At 64.5% G+C, this 16,243-nt stretch carries 18 protein-coding genes; 13 read left to right on the top strand and 5 right to left on the bottom strand.

The window, feature by feature from the left end; genetic code table 11:
• The first annotated feature begins 19 nt into the window (after window positions 1–19).
• The 9 genes from QRQ56_RS25635 to QRQ56_RS25595 all read left to right on the top strand — a co-directional run bounded on the left by QRQ56_RS25635 (window position 20) and on the right by QRQ56_RS25595 (window position 9,528).
• Window positions 20–1,720, top strand: a complete 1,701-nt coding sequence (locus tag QRQ56_RS25635; protein WP_438743898.1) for a methyl-accepting chemotaxis protein — start codon at window positions 20–22, stop codon at window positions 1,718–1,720.
• 66 nt (window positions 1,721–1,786) lie between these two features.
• A complete protein-coding gene (locus QRQ56_RS25630) occupies window positions 1,787–2,263 on the top strand; it encodes a chemotaxis protein CheW (protein WP_438743897.1) in 477 nt (158 codons plus the stop codon).
• Between the two features lie 54 nt (window positions 2,264–2,317).
• On the top strand, window positions 2,318–4,123 hold the full coding sequence (locus QRQ56_RS25625; RefSeq protein ID WP_438743895.1) for a methyl-accepting chemotaxis protein: 1,806 nt from the start codon (window positions 2,318–2,320) through the stop codon (window positions 4,121–4,123).
• Between the two features lie 137 nt (window positions 4,124–4,260).
• On the top strand, window positions 4,261–5,115 hold the full coding sequence (locus QRQ56_RS25620) for a CheR family methyltransferase (RefSeq protein WP_438743894.1): 855 nt from the start codon (window positions 4,261–4,263) through the stop codon (window positions 5,113–5,115).
• A gap of 17 nt (window positions 5,116–5,132) precedes the next feature.
• Entirely contained in the window at window positions 5,133–6,224 is a 1,092-nt protein-coding gene (locus QRQ56_RS25615) for a protein-glutamate methylesterase/protein-glutamine glutaminase (protein ID WP_438743893.1), read from the top strand.
• A gap of 5 nt (window positions 6,225–6,229) precedes the next feature.
• Window positions 6,230–7,954 carry a chemotaxis protein gene (locus tag QRQ56_RS25610; RefSeq protein ID WP_438743892.1) on the top strand — a complete coding sequence of 575 codons (1,725 nt, stop codon included), beginning with the start codon at window positions 6,230–6,232 and terminating at the stop codon, window positions 7,952–7,954.
• Window positions 7,955–8,104: 150 nt separating this feature from the next.
• On the top strand, window positions 8,105–8,551 hold the full coding sequence (locus QRQ56_RS25605; protein ID WP_438743891.1) for a hypothetical protein: 447 nt from the start codon (window positions 8,105–8,107) through the stop codon (window positions 8,549–8,551).
• 108 nt (window positions 8,552–8,659) lie between these two features.
• Window positions 8,660–8,941 carry a hypothetical protein gene (locus QRQ56_RS25600; RefSeq protein ID WP_438743890.1) on the top strand — a complete coding sequence of 94 codons (282 nt, stop codon included), beginning with the start codon at window positions 8,660–8,662 and terminating at the stop codon, window positions 8,939–8,941.
• Window positions 8,942–9,081: 140 nt separating this feature from the next.
• Complete coding sequence (locus tag QRQ56_RS25595; protein WP_438743889.1) at window positions 9,082–9,528, top strand: CHRD domain-containing protein; 447 nt, start codon at window positions 9,082–9,084, stop codon at window positions 9,526–9,528.
• Window positions 9,529–9,573: 45 nt separating this feature from the next.
• Here the strand turns inward: QRQ56_RS25595 and QRQ56_RS25590 are convergent, their stop codons facing one another.
• From QRQ56_RS25590 to QRQ56_RS25575, 4 genes are all read right to left on the bottom strand, one after another.
• On the bottom strand, window positions 9,574–9,939 hold the full coding sequence (locus tag QRQ56_RS25590; RefSeq protein ID WP_438743887.1) for a VanZ family protein: 366 nt from the start codon (window positions 9,937–9,939) through the stop codon (window positions 9,574–9,576).
• Window positions 9,940–10,093: 154 nt separating this feature from the next.
• Window positions 10,094–11,680 (bottom strand): EAL domain-containing protein, encoded by a 1,587-nt coding sequence (locus QRQ56_RS25585; RefSeq protein WP_438743885.1) that lies wholly within the window; start codon window positions 11,678–11,680, stop codon window positions 10,094–10,096.
• 453 nt (window positions 11,681–12,133) lie between these two features.
• Entirely contained in the window at window positions 12,134–12,298 is a 165-nt protein-coding gene (locus QRQ56_RS25580; protein ID WP_438743883.1) for a hypothetical protein, read from the bottom strand.
• A gap of 296 nt (window positions 12,299–12,594) precedes the next feature.
• On the bottom strand, window positions 12,595–12,726 hold the full coding sequence (locus tag QRQ56_RS25575; RefSeq protein ID WP_438744293.1) for a hypothetical protein: 132 nt from the start codon (window positions 12,724–12,726) through the stop codon (window positions 12,595–12,597).
• A 266-nt stretch (window positions 12,727–12,992) separates the two neighbouring features.
• Here QRQ56_RS25575 and QRQ56_RS25570 point away from each other — a divergent pair, with 266 nt between their 5' ends.
• The 4 genes from QRQ56_RS25570 to QRQ56_RS25555 all read left to right on the top strand — a co-directional run bounded on the left by QRQ56_RS25570 (window position 12,993) and on the right by QRQ56_RS25555 (window position 14,986).
• Window positions 12,993–13,331, top strand: coding sequence for a hypothetical protein (locus QRQ56_RS25570; protein WP_438743882.1), 339 nt, complete (start codon window positions 12,993–12,995; stop codon window positions 13,329–13,331).
• Between the two features lie 507 nt (window positions 13,332–13,838).
• Window positions 13,839–14,126 (top strand): hypothetical protein, encoded by a 288-nt coding sequence (locus QRQ56_RS25565; RefSeq protein ID WP_438743880.1) that lies wholly within the window; start codon window positions 13,839–13,841, stop codon window positions 14,124–14,126.
• Between the two features lie 42 nt (window positions 14,127–14,168).
• Entirely contained in the window at window positions 14,169–14,585 is a 417-nt protein-coding gene (locus tag QRQ56_RS25560; RefSeq protein ID WP_438743878.1) for a hypothetical protein, read from the top strand.
• A gap of 164 nt (window positions 14,586–14,749) precedes the next feature.
• Window positions 14,750–14,986 carry a hypothetical protein gene (locus QRQ56_RS25555; protein WP_438743877.1) on the top strand — a complete coding sequence of 79 codons (237 nt, stop codon included), beginning with the start codon at window positions 14,750–14,752 and terminating at the stop codon, window positions 14,984–14,986.
• 15 nt (window positions 14,987–15,001) lie between these two features.
• Here QRQ56_RS25555 and QRQ56_RS25550 read toward each other — a convergent pair whose 3' ends face one another.
• Window positions 15,002–16,219: a hypothetical protein gene (locus tag QRQ56_RS25550; protein WP_438743875.1), complete on the bottom strand. Its 1,218-nt coding sequence runs from the start codon at window positions 16,217–16,219 to the stop codon at window positions 15,002–15,004.
• Window positions 16,220–16,243: the final 24 nt, after the last annotated feature.

The raw sequence follows: 16,243 nt of genomic DNA, 5'->3' as shown, positions 1-16,243 counted from the left end.
AGACCGGTGGGGGCTGGAAATGAGATTTACGGTCAAGGCAAAGCTGGCCAGCGCATTTGGCGTCGTCCTGGTGCTCTCGATGGTGGCAGGCGGCCTCGCTTATGTGAAGCTGACCGAGATGATCGACACCGCCGATAATCTGGTGTCCCGCGCCGGCCGGATGGAGCGTGCGGCAGAGATCGAGAAGGGGATTCTGACCCAGGTTCGGTCCGAGAAGAATCTGCTTCTGGCGCCCGATAGCGAAGCTGATGGCTTCGTCGCCGAGATCGCAAAGCAGCGCGAGTCCCTCCTCAAGCTGAAGGAAGAGATTCACGCCGCAGCCTCGCCGGAAGGCCAGAAGCTCATCGAGAATTTCGGCGCCGCCTACGCCCGGATGAATGCCGTTCAGGACGACGCGCTCAAGACCGCCCGGACGAACAGGCCGAAAGCCGTCGAGCAGTCCGCAGTCGAGGTTCGCAAGGCGGTCCGCGAGGCGATGGACGCCGCCAACGTCTATGTCAACAACGTCAAGAAGAACATGGCGGACCGGGCCGCCTTGGCGCATGAGGACGGCAATCGCGCCCACGTCATGCTGGTCTCGGCGGTGGTCGCATCGCTCGTGATCGGCCTGCTCGCCGCGATCTGGATCTCGCTGAGCATCTCCCGCGGACTCGGTCGTGCGGTCGGTCTCGCCGGTGCCGTGGCGGGCGGTGATCTTACCCAGACCATCACGATCACCAGCAATGACGAGATCGGTGATCTCGTGAAGTCGCTGAACACCATGGTGGGCAAGCTTCGCCAAGTGGTCGAAGAGGCTCTCACCGCGGCCAGCAACGTCTCCGCCGGCAGTCAGGAGCTGTCCGCCAGCGCCGAGCAGCTCTCGCAGGGCGCGACCGAACAGGCCTCGTCGGCCGAGGAAGCCTCCTCCTCGATGGAGGAGATGGCCTCGAACGTGAAGCAGAACGCCGACAACGCCAACCAGACCGAGAAGATCGCCGCGCGTTCGGCCCAGGATGCCGAAGCCAGCGGAGTCGCCGTCAGCCGCGCCGTTCAGGCGATGCAGACCATCGCCGAGAAGATCACGATCGTGCAGGAGATCGCGCGCCAGACCGATCTGCTCGCCCTCAACGCCGCGGTCGAGGCCGCCCGCGCCGGCGAGCACGGCAAGGGTTTCGCGGTGGTCGCCTCCGAAGTGCGCAAGCTGGCCGAGCGCAGCCAGGCAGCGGCCGCCGACATCGGTACGCTCTCGACCGAGACCGTGAAGGTCGCTCAGGAAGCCGGCGACATGCTGTCCAAGCTGGTGCCTGATATCAAGAAGACCGCCGAGCTGGTGCAGGAGATCACGGCCGCCTGCCGCGAGCAGGACGTCGGCTCGGCCCAGATCAATCAGGCGATCCAGCAGCTCGACAAGGTTGGCCAGCAGAACGCGAGCGCGTCCGAGCAGGTGTCCTCGACCTCCGAAGAGCTGGCCTCGCAGGCTGAGCAGCTTCAGTCCACCATCTCGTTCTTCCGGATCGAAGACGCCGCGCGCAGGGAGAAGGCAGCGGCCGAGCCGATCGACCGCGCCGTCGGTCAGCTCCGGGCCAAGGCCGCGCACATGGCGACGGTCGATCGCGGCTCGAAGAAGCCGGCGCCTGCCCGCAAGCCGGCGCGCGCCATGAAGGTCGCCGGTGGCGGCGGTGGCTTTGCCTTCGACATGCATGATGGCGAAGACGATCGCGACGCCGACTTCCAGCGCTGATCAACCGGTCCGGCCTCGCGCCGGACCGCACTCCTTTTCAAGCCATCGGAACCTTCGGACTGCATCATGGCCGCAACTTCGCAATATCTGACGCTCGGGCTCGCCGGCGAGACCTTCGGCATCAGCATCCGCAATGTCCGCGAAATCCTGGACATGCGGCCGATCTCGCGGCTTCCGCATGCACCCAGCTTTCTGCTCGGCATGATCGACGTACGCGGCAGCGGCTATCCGATCGTCGATCTCCGCACCAAGCTCGGCCTGCCGACCGTGAGCGCCACCGAAGCGACCCGCATCATCATCCTCGACGTGCCGATGAAGGATCGTCTGGTCGGCGTCGGCTTCGTCGCCGATTGCGTGTTCGAGGTCACCGACATCGACGAGCAGGCGATCGAGCCGGTGCCCGAAGTCGGCGGCAAATGGCAGTCGGACTACGCCGCCGGCATCGGCCGCAAGGGCGAGAAGTTCGTCGTCATCTTCGATCTCGCCAAGCTGATGGCGCACGATGAGATTCCGGAGGGGCGCGATGCGCCTCGCGCCGCCTGAGTTCCTGTGAAGCGTGTTCGCGTAAGCACCCCAATTCAAACCAACGAGACTGAAATGAGATTCACCGTAAAGGCCAAGCTCGCGAGCGCTTTTGGAGCCGTCATCCTTCTGTTCATGATTGCGGGTGCCGTCAGCTATGTGAAGCTGTCCGACATGGCCGCGACCGCAGAATCCATGGTTCTCCGCGCCAAGCGGATGGAGAAGGCGGCCGACGTCGAAAAGATCATCTGGCAGCAGCTCCGGGCGGAAAAGAACGCCATCCTGGGAAGCCCGCACGAGGCTGAGGAATTCGCCGCGAACGCAGCCAAGCTCCGCGACGAGGCGACGAAGATCAAGGAAGAGGTCTACGTGCTCGCCAGCGAGGGCGGCAAGAAGCTGCTCGACAATTTCGCCAGCGCCTACGCCAGGATGAACGCGTACCAGGAAGAGACGATCAGGCTGGCGAAGACCGACAAGGCGAAGGCGACCGAGCGCTCGATGGGTGATGGGCGCAAGGTGGTCGCGGACGCGACCGAGGCAATGGCCGCCTATGCCTCGAACACGAAGCGGCAGATGGCAGAACAAGCGGCGCAGTCCCAGGAGGACAGCCGTCGCGCTCAGTTGATCCTGATCGTCCTCGTCGTGGTCTCGCTGATCGTTGCCGCGATCGGCGCGATCTGGATTTCGATCAATATCAGCCGGTCTCTGGCAAAGGCCGTTGGCCTCGCGGATGCCGTCGCCATCGGCGATCTCAGCCACAAGATCGATAACGTCTCGAACGACGAGATCGGCGACCTCGTCAAATCCCTGAATACGATGACCGCCAATCTGAACGCGACCGCGGCCGTGGCTAATGAGATCGCTCATGGCAATCTAACCGTGGCAGCCAAGCCGCTGTCGGACAAGGACACGCTGGGCCTCGCGCTCGAGCGCATGGTCGAGAAGCTCCGCCAGATCGTGTTGGAAGCGCTCACCGCCGCGCAGAACGTCTCCGCCGGCAGCCAGGAGCTCTCCGCCAGCGCCGAGCAGCTGTCGCAGGGTGCGACCGAGCAGGCCTCGTCCGCCGAGGAAGCGTCGTCCTCGATGGAGGAAATGGCCTCGAACGTGAAGCAGAACGCCGACAACGCCAACCAGACCGAGAAGATCGCAGCGCAGTCGGCCAAGGACGCCGAAGCCAGCGGTGCCGCCGTCGGCCGCGCCGTCGACGCGATGCAGACCATCGCCGAGAAGATCACGATCGTGCAGGAGATCGCCCGGCAGACCGATCTGCTGGCGCTCAACGCGGCGGTCGAGGCCGCCCGTGCTGGCGAGCACGGCAAGGGCTTTGCGGTGGTCGCCTCCGAGGTGCGCAAGCTGGCCGAACGCAGCCAGGCTGCCGCGGCGGAGATCGGATCGCTGTCGTCGGAGACGGTGAAGGTCGCGCAGGAGGCAGGCTCGATGTTGGCCAAGCTCGTCCCTGATATCAAGAAGACCGCAGAATTGGTCGAAGAGATCACCGCCGCCTGCCGCGAGCAGGATGTCGGCTCGGCCCAGATCAACCAGGCGATCCAGCAGCTCGACAAGGTCGGCCAGCAGAACGCCAGCGCGTCCGAAGAGGTGTCCTCGACCTCGGAAGAGCTCGCCTCGCAGGCCGAGCAGCTGCAGTCCACCATCGCCTATTTCCGCATCGAGCAGGACGCGAGAAGCCAGGCACCGGCGCCGATCGAGCGGGCCGTCAGCCAGTTGCGCGCCAAGGCGGCGACCATGGCGGCCGTCGAGCGTCCGGCCAGGAAGGTCGTGCAGGCCAGGCCGGCGCGCGCCGTCAAGGTGGCCGGCGGTGGCGGCTTTGCTTTCGACATGAACGACGGCGAGGACGATCGGGACGCCGACTTCCAGCGCTGATGTGTCGCGACGGACCGGCGCGTCGTCAAGGACGCGCCGCTCCTCTCCAGTAGTTCCAGTACACGCGTAGGATCGAAGATGGCCAGGATGGCCCGACATTCAGTGCAGGCGGCCATGTCTGACCGGAGGCCGCATCGATGATGCCCGCCGTGCAGGACAGGGCCGTCCATCTGTCCGACCGCCACTTCCGGACGATCGCTGAACTGATCGAGGGGCAGGTCGGCATCAAGCTGCCGCAGGCCAAGCGGCTGATGCTCGAGGGACGGCTGCACAAGCGCGTGCGCGCGCTGAACTTCTCCGACCTCAATCAATACGTCGATAACCTGTTCGAGCCGGATCATTTCGAGACCGAGCTCACGCATCTCATCGACGTGGTGACGACCAACAAGACCGACTTCTTTCGCGAACCCCAGCACTTCACCTTCATGCGCGAGGTCGCGATCCCGGCTCTCCTCAAGTCGCATGGACGCAAGAACGCGAATTTGAAGGTCTGGAGCTCGGCGAGCTCCACCGGCATGGAGGCTTATACGACCGCCATGGTGCTGGACGACATGACGCGGAACGGCTCGCGCTTCCAGTATCGCATTCTCGGAACCGACATCTCGACGGCGGTGCTGCGCCTTGCCAAATCCGCCATCTACACCCGCGACGTGCTCGCGCCGGTGCCCGAGCCTTTCGTGAAGCGATACTTCCTGTCGGCGCGCGACAAGACGCGCGGCGAGGTGCGGGTGGTGCCGGAGCTGCGGAGCATGACGCACTTCATGCGCATGAATCTGATGGACGCGTCCTATCCCGTCGATCGCGACGTCGACATCATCTTCTGCCGCAACGTCCTGATCTATTTCGAGCGTGAGACGCAGCGCAAGGTGATCGAGCAATTGTGCAGCCATCTGCGTCCCGGTGGCTATCTCCTGGTCGGGCATTCCGAATCGATGATTCACAGCGCCGTGCCGGGCTTGAAGCAAGTTGAACCGACCATTTTCACGGTCTAGCCGGAGCGCCGCCTAAAATGCCGAAGGAGAAAGTTCGCGTGCTGATCGTGGACGATTCGGCGTCGGTGCGCCAAATCCTGCAGACGATCCTCAACGAAGACCCCGATATCGAGGTGATGGGAACGGCGTCGGATCCGTTCGCGGCGGCGCGCCGGCTGCAGAACGAGATCCCCGACGTCATCATTCTCGATCTCGAAATGCCGCGCATGGACGGCATGACGTTCCTGCGCAAGATCATGGCGCAGCGTCCGATCCCGGTGATCATCTGCTCGTCGCTGACCGAAGAGGGTTCGAACGTGATGTTTGAGGCGTTCGAGGCGGGGGCGGTCGACATCGTGCCGAAACCGAAGATCGACACGCGGCAGGCGCTGCTCGAATGCTCGACGCGGCTGCGCGAGGCGGTGAAGTCGGCAGCGCGGGCGCGGGTTCGCCCGCGTGCGGAACGGCGGGCCGTCGAGAAGAAACTGACGGCCGACGCCATCATCCCGCCGCCGGTGCAGGGCCGGATGCGGCCGCGGACGGAGCGTATCGTTTGCATCGGCGCCTCGACCGGCGGGACCGAAGCGCTCAACGACGTCCTGGAAATGCTGCCGGCGCATTGTCCGCCGATCGTCATCGTCCAGCACATGCCCGCGGGATTCACCGCGGCCTTCGCCAAGCGGCTCGACGGCGTCTGCCAGATCAGGGTCAAGGAGGCCGAGGACGGTGAGCCGGTGCTGCCGGGCTGGGCCTATATCGCGCCCGGCGCCCGGCACATGCTGCTCCAGCGCATCGGCCTGCGCTACCAGATCGCGATCAAGGACGGGCCGCCGGTGTCGCGGCATCGCCCCTCGGTGGACGTGCTGTTCCGTTCGGCGGCCCAGCACGCCGGCGCCAACGCGCTCGGCGTCATCATGACCGGCATGGGCGACGACGGCGCGCGCGGCATGCTGGAGATGCGCAAGCTCGGCGCCGCAACGCGGGCGCAGGACGAGGAAAGCTGCGTGGTGTTCGGCATGCCCAAGGAAGCCATCGCCCATGGCGGTGTCGAGAAGGTCGTTTCGCTGCACCAAATCCCGCGCGAGATCATGCACTGGTATCAGGCCGGGCAGACCGCGGCGACAGGTTGATGGTCATGTCCGTCGTTCCCGCCAGCACGCTCGCTGAGGCAACCGCCGCGATCGAGGACGTCTCCTCGCGGATCGAGGAGGTGTTCGCGCGCGTCGGCAACGAGCTCGGACGCGGCCATCTCATCTTCAAGGAGCTGAACCAGGGCCTGGCGACGCTCTCGGGCGAGCTCTCCGGCGCCGAGATCGAGGGCGCCGCGACGGCGCTGCAGGAGATCGCCGCGCGGCTGAGCGAGCTGGCGCAGGCGCTGCCGGCAGAAAGCGTGCTGCTCGAGACGATCGGCAAGAGCACGGCGGAGGCGTCTTCGCTGCTCAAGCCGCTGTTCAAGCACATCCAGATGATCACCATCATCGCGCGCAGCGCCCGGATCGAGGCGGCCTCGCTCGAGGGCGACCGCGAGGGCTTTCTCGCCTTCACGCAGGAAGCCTACGATCTCGGCAAGACCGTGCAGCTCTCGATCGAAGGCTGCGCGAAGGATCAGCACCGCCTGTCCGAGGCGGTCGCGACCGCCTCCGGCCGCCAGAAGGAATTCGAGAGCCGTTACCGGGCACAGCTGATGTCCGAGAGCGCCGAGCTCGGCGCGGCCTATTCCGGACTGCGCGACCAGCGCAGCAAGAGCGGCCATCTCGCCGACCGCGCCAGCTCCAGCACCAGGAAGATCGCGGAGGCCGTCGGTGGCGCCATCATCTCGCTGCAGGCAGGCGACAGCACGCGTCAGCGTCTCGAGCACGTCTCCCACGGGCTCGGCCTTGCGTCGCAATCCGCGCCGGGCCTCGTCCCCGAACAAGCCTTGACCGATGACGGCGTGCGCGCGATTTGCCAATTGCAGGCGGCCCAGCTCAGGGATGCCCAGCGCGAGTTCGGCGGCGATGTCGGCCAGATCGTCCGCGCGCTGACCGCCATCTTGCACGACGCAGGCAGCGTCGCCGGCGACGGCCGGACGTTGTTCGGCGGCGAGGAGGGCGGCTCGTCGTCGTTCCTGGCGCGCATCAAGCAGACGCTGGCGCACGCCTCGACCCTGATCGGCACCTGCGAGAACGCGGGCCGCTCGGTCGACGAAGCGCTCGCGATCGTCGAGGACACGCTGGCGAAATTTCGCCAGGCGATCGCCGGGCTTGCCGAGGCGACGGTGGACATCACGCTGATCGGAATGAATGCCGGCCTCAAGGCGAGCCATCTCGGCAGCCGTGGCAGCGCCTTCGTCGTCATCGCCAACGAGCTCAAGGCCACCGCCGACCAGGTCTCGGCGGGAGCGGCGCGCCTTCGGCCCGTGCTCGACGGTATCGAGCGCTCGGCGAGGGAGCTGAAGGAGCTTCGCGTACAGGGAGACCCCACGCAGCTCGCCAATCTCGAGCCGCAAATCCTGCTGGCCCTGCGCGAGGTCGAGGCCGGCAATGAACGGCTCGGCAAGCTGATGAGCCGGCTCGTGAACGAAGGCGCCGAGTTCGAGAGGCTGATGAATTCGGCCGAGGGTTCGATGACCGCGCTCGGCGACAGCTCCGCGGCGCTGCCTGCGGTCGCCAGCCGGCTCGAGAGCGCGAGCGCGGAGCGGCTACGGCCGGAGCTGCAGGATCAGGCGGTCCTCGACGATCTCTTCGCGCGCTACACGATGGAGCGTGAGCGGGATGTTCATCGCGAGGTCCTGCAAGCGCTCAGACTGGTTTCGATCGCGGCGACGACGCGTCGGGTCGAGGCGGTCGAGAGCGCCGACGACGGCATAGAATTGTTTTGACGGTATCGCCGGCGTGGCCCGATGCGGCGCCGGCAATTTGACGGGTCGGCTTTGCAGGGCGTTAACCGTGGCGGCATGCGCGCCATCTCGGTCATTGTCGCGCCGCAGAGTTGGTTGCAAATACCAGTGAATTTTACGACGGATGTTTCCATGCTGAGAGAAGGCAATTACGCGGCCTGGTTCAGGACCTCGCGCGCCCAGGGCACAGGCGTCGTGCATCTGGCTGGAGGGCGGATCTCCGGCAGCGACAGCTTCTTCACCTATGGCGGCTCCTATCAGTTCGACGACGACCGGCGCTTCACGGCCGTTCTGACGACGCAGCGCCATGCCGAGGGACCGCCGACCGTGTTCGGTCTGGACGAGGTCGAGGTCAATCTCGCCGGCGTGTGCAGCGGCGCGATGGCGACTTGCTCGGGCACCGCGAGGCAAGCGCCCGACGTGATGTTCGAGGTGACGCTGATCTACAGCCAGGACGATGTGCCGGCTGCGGAAGCGCGGTGCGCCGTCGTGAAGCTCAATGACAAATTGCCCAAGGGGCTCGACAGCCGCTCTTGGCCGCGCCAATTCCCGGCATCCCCGAGGCCTCCCGCATCTTAGTCTTGCGTTGACGCTGTCGCAGTGAAACGGGCTGCGACCGCAGCGCGGCAAGAGTGCATTTAGGCGCGGAAGACTAGGGTAGGACCGTTGTAAAGGACGGACGGGAACATGCCTCAGATCTGGATGACCTATGACGAGCTCGCGACGCTCAGCGGCTGCACGCCGGCAGAAGCCAGGATGCGGGCGATGCATTTGTCGCTCGACCGCCGCAAGAGCCGCGACGGAGCGACGCGCGTCAAGCTCGACCTGGCGCTGACCGCCATGTTCTTCGCGTCGATCCGCGAAGCGGATTTCGATCTCGACGGTGCCATCGAGGCGCTTCAGAGCACGCATCGGCAAATGGCCGAACTCCTGGCCCCCACCGGGTTCCGCGCGCGCGGGGCGGCTTAAGGCCGCTTCGCCTCGCGCTATCGCTCTCGCCCCAGGGATCTCCGATAGCTTTCCGAATCAGGCATAGTCTCGGCACCGGAAGATCTCGCCGGAGCCGGGGTTTCAACCGAGACGGGTCATGGAGCCCGCAGGAGAATGCCATGAGGAAAGCCAGCTATCGGGTCGGGGTGACTTTGTTGGGAACGGCGATGCTCGGCGGGCTGCTGACCGTCACGGCCGCGCCCTTGCGTGCGGAGGTCGTCAAGCTGCAGGCCGACCTCAAGGGCAGCAACGAAGTGCCTCCGAACAGCTCGACCGGTTCGGGTAAGGCCGAGGCCACGTTCGATTCCGCGACAAAAGTTCTGACCTATACGGTCACCTTTGCCGATCTGACGGGGCCGGCGATGGGGGCTCATTTCCATGGTCCGAGCGAAGCGGGCAAGAACGCCGGCATCGCTCTGCCTTTCAAGACGGTTCAAAGCCCGATCCAGGGCAGCGCCACGCTGACGGATGCTCAGGCGGCCGATCTCCTGGCCGGCAAGTGGTATGCGAACATCCATACCGCCGCGAACCCCGGTGGCGAATTGCGCGGTCAAATGATCAAGTAGGCCGACGTCCCGGCGGCGCTGATGAGATTGTCGGCGCCGTCAGCTTCAGGCTGGTGGCCGGGGCAGGAAGGCCAGGATCGTCTGGGCGAGAATGACGCCGACGGTGCCTCCCGCCGCCTTTTGCAGCACGTCCAGGAAGCCGGGATCCCGATCCGGGATCAGCGTCTGCAGGGCTTCAAGCCCCATCGCGACGGACACGACGAGCGAGCAGGCCAGGACCAGCCGTCCCGGCAACAGGAAGGCGAGCAGGAAGCCCAACAGGCCGTAGGCGCTGAAGCGCTCGATGACGACGATCCAGTAAGCCTCGCTATGCCCCATGAGCGCGGGCCGTCCCGCCAGCCTTGCCAAGGTGGCATAGACGATGAGGGCGAGGCAGATGGCCGCGGCTGCTATGAGGTGATTACGACGCATGGCCTCACAATAGCCGCTCGGCTGCCATCGCGCTTCGAAACACGAGAACATCGTTAAAGCGATCGGCGTTCATTCCCGGACGCGGAGGGCTCGAAAACCGGGTGCTGTGGAACCGTGCCCGGCGCGCGACGAGATGCCCGTGTGGCGCAGACGGTCAGGCCACCAGGATTTCGTCGGCCGGCGCGGCAGATGCGGTGCGGCGGCGTGCATCGACCAGCTCGTTGAATTTCGCGAACGGCAGCGGTGCGGCGACGAGATAGCCCTGTCCTTCCTCGACCCCGGACGCGATCAGGGCACGGCGCTGCTCCTCCGTCTCGATTCCTTCGGCGACGACCGTCATCCGGAAATCCTTGGCGAGCGCGACCAGCATCTCGACGATCGTCGTCGTCGATGCATCCAGGGTGATGGTGTCGACGAAGAATTTGTCGATCTTGATCGTGTTGGCGCCGAGCCCCTTCAGCCGCGACAATCCGCTATGGCCGACGCCGACGTCGTCGATGGCGACGCGGAAGCCATGGTCGCGCAGCTCGGCCACGACGGAAGCCGCGCGCGCGAGGTCGTCGAGCTCGTCGCGTTCGGTCACTTCGACCACGATCTGGCGTGCGGAGATTCCGGCCGTCAGCACCGTGCGGCGCAGGGTCTCGACGAAGCCGGCACTCAGCAGGTGCTTGGGCACGACGTTCACGGACATCTTGAAGGTCTTGTCAGCCTTCGCCACGAGCTGCAGGTCGGAGAGCGCGGCTCCCAGGATCTGCCAGGTCATGACCTCGATCCGTCCGCTGGATTCGGCCAGTGGAATGAAGTTCATCGGCGGCACCACCGAGCCGTCCCGGCGAACCCAGCGCGCCAGAATCTCGCAGCCCGTGATCCGGCCCGTCCTGAGATCGAAGATGGGTTGGTAATATGGCTTGAATTCGCGGGCGGCGATGGCGCGGTCGAGGTCGGCGACGGGCCCTTCCATCCGGCGGCTGCGTGCCAGCAGGATGCCGAACAGTGCACCGAGGCCGAGGGCGACCGCGAGCGCAGGCCAATATGCCTCGCTGTTCCAGCTCGAAAGCACCGCCTGTTCGAGCCGGATCGTGGCGTGAAGCGGCAAGCGGGTGGAATGCCTGTCGAAGCCGATCGGTCCGCGCAGGGGCCTGTCGGCATCGAGGCGGAATTCGCCGAGCTTCTCGCCCTGGCTCAAGGCAAGGATCACCTCGCTGTGCGCGCGCAGCTCGGCCGGCATGAGGTCGAGCAGGCTGGCGCTGATGCCGACAATGGCGACCAGCGCGGAGGTCGAATTGACGTCCCTGAGCACGCCCAATGCATCGCCGCCGAACTGCTCCACGCGGAACAGCGAGAGCATCTTGTCGTGCGAGGGCAGCATGTCGCGGCGATCGGCCCATCCCTTGTCGAACTCGAGCGTCTCGGAATAGGCCGAGCAGATCACCGATCCGTCCGGATTGACGAGACGGACGTCCTTGATCGCCGAGCGCTGGTAGACGTGGAGGCGGATGGCTTGCAGCGCTGCCGGCGTGCAGTTGGCAAGATCGCGCTTGGCGAGCTCGTCGAGGCTGGCCGCCGCAAAATCGACGGCGAGTTCGGAGCGGCGCAGGACCACCTCGGTCAGCTCGTTGAGTTGGTGCACCTGCTGATGACGAATGACGGCCTCTGCCGCGAAATGGCCCGCCAGCCCAAACGCCATCATGCTCGCAAGCACGAGCGTCACAAAGGGAAGGTTCGGTCGCTGTAGTCTCATCCGGTCCGGGCGGAATTCAGGAGAGGCTGGTGACTGGTCTCTGGAATTGATCCTAGCCAGAGGGGGCTAAGATAGGGTTTAACGGCCGGACCGGCCCCAGAAGGCCTGATCCCAGCGGCTGCATGACGAATGGTCTTGCGGCCTCGAGCATTGAAAGTTGAGCAGTATGACCAGAACGGCGACCCTCTTTCTCCTCGCTTTCGCCGTCGCGACCTCCGCGGCCTCGGCTCAGGGAACCAAGGACAAGCCGTCGGGCACTCAGCCCACCTCGGGAAGCCGCAGCGGTGCAGCCACGAACTCCGGTTCGGACACCATGGGTGGCGCTTTCAAAGGCACGGGCACGCCTAGCAGCTACGGAACCAGCCCCGGCATGGGTTCCCAGAAGAAGACGAACAACTAGGCTGATAGGCTGAAGCAGCCTCGGCGGCGCGGCGTAGCGCGCTCAATCGGGGCTTACTGTCCAAGCCGGTGGCGAAGGGAAATCGTCTCGGGATAAGAGAGTCCCGCCCCCGACATGTGGGGCGCGGCGGGATGGCGGGTGGCGCGCAAACGAAGCACCACGAAGGCGATGTTGATCGCCAGCCAGACCAGAACTGCGGAAATGGCAAAGTGCAGCACTGCCAGACCTCGCTGTAAGATCTGACTCAACCCTAAAGTGTTGCTTTGGTTCCGACCCGCCCAGGTGAAAGCCAAAGCGCTCGCACGAGCGTCGCGGGCTCGCCGATGGAACCGGCCGAGTATTGGAAGCCGGTCGCGGCTGTCCCTCAGGCGCGTGGCGAGCCGGAGCGGATGTTAGGCGCTCGCGACCACGACGGGCCGTTGAGCTCTGGATGACCTTGCGAGATCGTTCGTCGTTCACGGCGGCGCGGTCTAATTCGTCGAGCTCGCGGCGAGCACTGCCGCGTTGCCGAGTCTCAAGCCTTCTTTCCCGGCTTCGACTTCAACGACAGACCAAGCCGCAACGCCATGCGCTTGATCGCATCCGGCGAGCGACCGAGGAGTTTCGCCGCCTCTTCCAACGAGGCTGAAGACTTGGCCAGCTCCATGAGCCGGCGGTCTTCCTTGAACGACCAGGGCTTACGCGCCATAACCGAAATATTCCTCTTCGACACAATGACAAAGCCGCCAAGCGACCCATGTTCGCTCGACGGCTTTGCTTGGGTGGGGCCAGGCTTGGGGGAGCCTGGTGCGAAGATGGATATGCGTTTCGTGAGACTTCGCAACAAGCAACGCGGATTAAGCTAACTCCTCAACCTTACCGCGAGGAAGTCGATGCGCGGCGCCCCGTATAACCACGGTGTTTCGCTTGCAAATGCGATTCACGCTCATCGTCAGCGCGATCGAAGTCGGTGAAATCGCACCGACGATGGAGACATTCGTCAGTGCGTGCAGCTTGTCTCACAGCATCGAAGCAGGCCGCGATCAGGCGCGCCACAAACAGGCACATCGGCCGAGGTTTGAAACGCCAGATGAACGAGGGTTCATGGTGTCGGCTTGCCGGGTTCTGGTAAAAAGAACTGGAGCCTTTTCTGCCGCGCTCCGTGCCCCGGCGTGCCGACCAATCTTCAAGCACCACGTTGCACAAACTTCATGTTCGTCTGACAAAAGTTTCGGCGGTGCCGATCTTGAAGTCGCCGCAACGAAAAGATGAAATGAGCGCGGGAGGAACGTTCCAGCAATCGTGGGAACATTCCAAATGTTAGCTGTTCTGGTTTTGCTTTCAATTTTCGCAGCGGGTTTTGGCTGCGGCTATGCCGTACGGGCGTGGCGCTCGCGCAAGCGATCGGCCCGATATCGTCTTTACGCACCTTATACCCCCGCCTCGCTCGAGGGCGGTCGAACCCAGCGGTCCTCGTGATCGCAGAAGGCGTGCCGCACGATCGGAGGTCGTCGCGGCGAAGTCGAAATAACCATGTGCGGTTAGGTTAATCTGTCGCCGTCCTTGAGCGCCTTGGCAAGGCAACCTAAGACGGATCAATTGATGGCGAGGTTGGGCCTTCGATTTTGGAAGGCCAACGCGGGTAGGCGTAAATGACGTGGCTGATTGCGTTGCTGGGCGCGACGACTTGCGCCCTCATTTTGATTGCGTTTGTTTTTTGCTATGACCGGCATCTCAGGGATCTTCCAGGTCCCTGGATCATGAACGAGGGTCATTCGAATGATTGATCAACGGCACAATGCGCCGCGCAGGTATTTTGTCGACGCGCAAGGGCATCGCGTGCTGATCGGCCTTTCGCTGGAGGAGACGACCGAATTCGAGACGCTGGATCTGGCGCCGACCGGGACGATGCAGATCGTCGCCGAAACCGGCATGGGTCAGGTCGCCGCGATTGACGACGGTCGATGGCTGGAGCTCTATTCCAAGCACGAAGGCGCCTGGCGGGTGTGGATCGCACAAAGCCAGGCAGGGCGGACCCAGGATTTAGGCTTTGTTAACTATGCCTGACCGATGGTAGCGGCTTAAATCTCGAAAATGGGGATGGCCCACATGTTTCAGCTATTCCTGAGAGCGCGCGCACACAACCTTCTCGGCTCCCGCCGCGAGGACAAGGGCTTCAAGGCCCGCTCCGCCGATCGCGACGCGGAGACCGACCGCGCGAGGATCGGCGCCGTCATGGCCGCGATCGACACGGCACTCCGAGACGCGGAGAGAGAGCAGGTCGGACTCAGCCGGCGTGTGGACGACGCGCTTGCGCGTGCATCCGTTACCTTCGGAAACGGCACCGACGAGTATCTCGAGCGCGAGGCGCTCGACAATTATCACCAGGATCTCTTCGCGGCCGACATCTCCAACGGCCAGCGCCGGCTCAAGGAATTGGCCGGCAGCATTGCGCACTTGAAGTTCGTCAAGACCGCAATGCTCACGCGCTTTCCGGATTTCAAGCCGCCGCAGCTCGACAGCTAGGATCGGAAATCCGGCCGCACACTCCGTGACCGCGTGACAATTCGGCGCCGCTTTGCGGTTTGGCGCTGCGATGCTTTTTGCTATGGTTCCGGCAAGCGTTCACGGATCATGGGAGCAACGAGGTGCCGGTCAGGAATATGCGAAGGTTGTTTGGATTGGCATGCGTGCTGACATTGGCTGCGCCGGTGACGGCGTTTGCGATTACCGCCGAAGTGGCGCGCGCATGCGACGCGGCGGTGGCCAAGGCCTTTCCGCCCAAGCAAATCGGAAACCCCGCGGCCGGTAGTCTCAAGGGAACGGCCAAGGACAAGCGCGACTACTTCCAGAAATGCGTCGCCAACAACGGCAAGGTCGATGATATGCCGGCGGAAGCGTCCAAGGACAGCAAGCCGTCAAAATAGGCAATCGAAGCTGGGCTAGCGTCGCGGCGGCGGACACGGCGAGTAGAACGCTCCGTTCGCCGCATTGATGCGTTCGACGCACTGGTTGGGATCGGTGACGGTCCCGGCCACTGTGAAATCGTAACCCATGCCTTTGACGACGACGACGTAGCGGCCGGGCGACAGCGCGAAGCCGTCCTGCTCCGGTTGCAGCAGCAGCATCCTCGGCTGATCGTCCACCGGCCCGACCTTGTACGGGTAGGACATGCTGCGAATGACCCAGGAATCGCCCGCGCTGACCATGGCCGCCTTGCCGGAGGCATCAACGCCCATGGACCGCGACACCCTGGCGACGACGCGAACTTCGGTCACGCTTGCATCGATGCTTCCGTCGGGCCTGAACACGATGAATCTGACATCTCCGCTCGTCAGCGTCGTTGCGCTCGGTGTGTTGATGGCTGCCGAGATGGCGACGCGGCGGTCCGGAATCTTTCCGGGAACCGTCTTCAACTCCTGGAGCTGTCCCTCGTTCAGCGCGTAGACGCCGAAGGTCGTCGGCAACGGCATCGAAGGTTGCGCGGCTGCTGCCGGGTCCTTGGCGCTGTCGGGCGACCGTTCGACGGTCTCGCTCTCGGGTGGGGTCGCCGTGGCAGCCGGGCGTGGCTCGGGGCTCGCCGCCACCTGTTCGGATGGCTTTGCTGATTGTGACAGTCCGGCCATTTGTGTCTTCAACCGCGGCCAAAGGATCACTGCGGCGCTGCCGACGGCGATCAGCAGCAGAATGACGGCCAGCCGAACCAGAAAGGTGAAGGTGCCGCTTCGTTTGGGCTGATCCAGGGATCGCGGCGGTGCCACGGGACGGCGCGCTGCTCCCTCATCCTTTGCAGGCGGCGGCGAAGCCGAAACCGGCGATGCCGGAATGGGCGGAGGAGCGGGGCTCGCGGCCGGAGGAGCCGGCGAAGAGACGGTTGCTGCGGCGGCGTTTGGCGGCTCCGACGCTGCGCTGCGCGCGAAGGAACGTTCGACCTCCTTGATGGCGCGTTCGAGGACCTGCTGAAGCTCGCGCGATTCCCGCGCGTCCGCGTGCGTGAATTGCTCCATGAGCTTGACGCGCGCCAGCTCGTAGACGATCTCCCGCATCTGCTGGGGATCGTCGGATACGGCGCGGATACGGCTCGACAGGAGACGGATAAACCCGGTTTTGATCTGCTGCGTCGAGGGAGCGTTGGCCGCGGTTTCACCGGAGTCGGTCATCAAGGCCGATCAAGTAGCCCGGAT

The organism is Bradyrhizobium sp. U531, assembly GCF_051710265.1.
Lineage (GTDB): Bacteria > Pseudomonadota > Alphaproteobacteria > Rhizobiales > Xanthobacteraceae > Bradyrhizobium.
The sequence above is the reverse complement of the archived record's forward strand: the minus strand, read 5'-3'. Positions and strand labels throughout refer to the sequence as shown.

Excerpts from the sequence above, each read along its gene's own strand:
- QRQ56_RS25635 (WP_438743898.1), top strand. The coding sequence starts at position 20 with ATGAGATTTACGGTCAAGGCAAAGCTGGCCAGCGCATTTGGCGTCGTC.
- QRQ56_RS25630 (WP_438743897.1), top strand. The coding sequence starts at position 1,787 with ATGGCCGCAACTTCGCAATATCTGACGCTCGGGCTCGCCGGCGAGACC.
- QRQ56_RS25625 (WP_438743895.1), top strand. The coding sequence starts at position 2,318 with ATGAGATTCACCGTAAAGGCCAAGCTCGCGAGCGCTTTTGGAGCCGTC.
- QRQ56_RS25620 (WP_438743894.1), top strand. The coding sequence starts at position 4,261 with ATGATGCCCGCCGTGCAGGACAGGGCCGTCCATCTGTCCGACCGCCAC.
- QRQ56_RS25615 (WP_438743893.1), top strand. The coding sequence starts at position 5,133 with ATGCCGAAGGAGAAAGTTCGCGTGCTGATCGTGGACGATTCGGCGTCG.
- QRQ56_RS25610 (WP_438743892.1), top strand. The coding sequence starts at position 6,230 with ATGTCCGTCGTTCCCGCCAGCACGCTCGCTGAGGCAACCGCCGCGATC.
- QRQ56_RS25605 (WP_438743891.1), top strand. The coding sequence starts at position 8,105 with ATGCTGAGAGAAGGCAATTACGCGGCCTGGTTCAGGACCTCGCGCGCC.
- QRQ56_RS25600 (WP_438743890.1), top strand. The coding sequence starts at position 8,660 with ATGCCTCAGATCTGGATGACCTATGACGAGCTCGCGACGCTCAGCGGC.
- QRQ56_RS25595 (WP_438743889.1), top strand. The coding sequence starts at position 9,082 with ATGAGGAAAGCCAGCTATCGGGTCGGGGTGACTTTGTTGGGAACGGCG.
- QRQ56_RS25590 (WP_438743887.1), bottom strand. The coding sequence starts at position 9,939 with ATGCGTCGTAATCACCTCATAGCAGCCGCGGCCATCTGCCTCGCCCTC.
- QRQ56_RS25585 (WP_438743885.1), bottom strand. The coding sequence starts at position 11,680 with ATGAGACTACAGCGACCGAACCTTCCCTTTGTGACGCTCGTGCTTGCG.
- QRQ56_RS25575 (WP_438744293.1), bottom strand. The coding sequence starts at position 12,726 with ATGGAGCTGGCCAAGTCTTCAGCCTCGTTGGAAGAGGCGGCGAAACTC.
- QRQ56_RS25570 (WP_438743882.1), top strand. The coding sequence starts at position 12,993 with ATGCGATTCACGCTCATCGTCAGCGCGATCGAAGTCGGTGAAATCGCA.
- QRQ56_RS25565 (WP_438743880.1), top strand. The coding sequence starts at position 13,839 with ATGATTGATCAACGGCACAATGCGCCGCGCAGGTATTTTGTCGACGCG.
- QRQ56_RS25560 (WP_438743878.1), top strand. The coding sequence starts at position 14,169 with ATGTTTCAGCTATTCCTGAGAGCGCGCGCACACAACCTTCTCGGCTCC.
- QRQ56_RS25550 (WP_438743875.1), bottom strand. The coding sequence starts at position 16,219 with ATGACCGACTCCGGTGAAACCGCGGCCAACGCTCCCTCGACGCAGCAG.